The sequence below is a fragment of the Burkholderia sp. RF7-non_BP4 genome, assembly GCF_001521935.1.
GTDB classification, from domain to species: Bacteria; Pseudomonadota; Gammaproteobacteria; order Burkholderiales; family Burkholderiaceae; genus Burkholderia; species Burkholderia diffusa.
Genome location: NZ_LOTA01000044.1, coordinates 1 through 519, shown reverse-complemented (window position 1 = coordinate 519; position 519 = coordinate 1). Strand labels below are relative to the sequence as shown.

Below are 519 nucleotides of genomic sequence, written 5' to 3'. Positions count from 1 at the left end.
TCTGCAATCACCAGAATCGTCATTTCTTTCCGCTCCCTCTTACAGCACCTTGGCTTCGGTCTTCAGCTTCTCGACCAGCGTCTTCACGTCCGGCACCTTCACGCCAGCCGCGCGCTTCGGCGGCTCGGCCACCTTCAGCGTCTTCAGACGCGGCGCGACGTCCACGCCCAAGTCTTCCGGCTTCACCGTTTCCAGCGGCTTCTTCTTCGCCTTCATGATGTTCGGCAGCGTCACATAACGCGGCTCGTTCAGGCGCAGGTCGGTCGTCACGACTGCCGGCAGCGTCAGCGACAGCGTTTCCGCGCCGCCGTCGACTTCACGGGCGACCGTGGCACGGCCATCGGCGATCGTGACCTTCGATGCGAACGTCGCTTGCGGCAAACCTGCCAGCGCGGCCAGCATCTGCCCCGTCTGGTTCGAATCGTCGTCGATCGCCTGCTTGCCGAGAATCACGAGTTGCGGCTGTTCCTTGTCGACCAGCGCCTTCAGGATCTTCGCGACGGCCAGCGGCTCGACGCT

1 protein-coding gene is annotated in these 519 nt (G+C 63.6%); it reads right to left on the bottom strand.

All coding sequences use genetic code 11. The annotated features are described in order from the left end of the window. Nucleotides 1–39: 39 nt before the first annotated feature. Nucleotides 40–519: electron transfer flavoprotein subunit beta/FixA family protein (locus WS49_RS17225; protein WP_179949263.1), on the bottom strand; the 480-nt coding region annotated here is incomplete at its 5' end.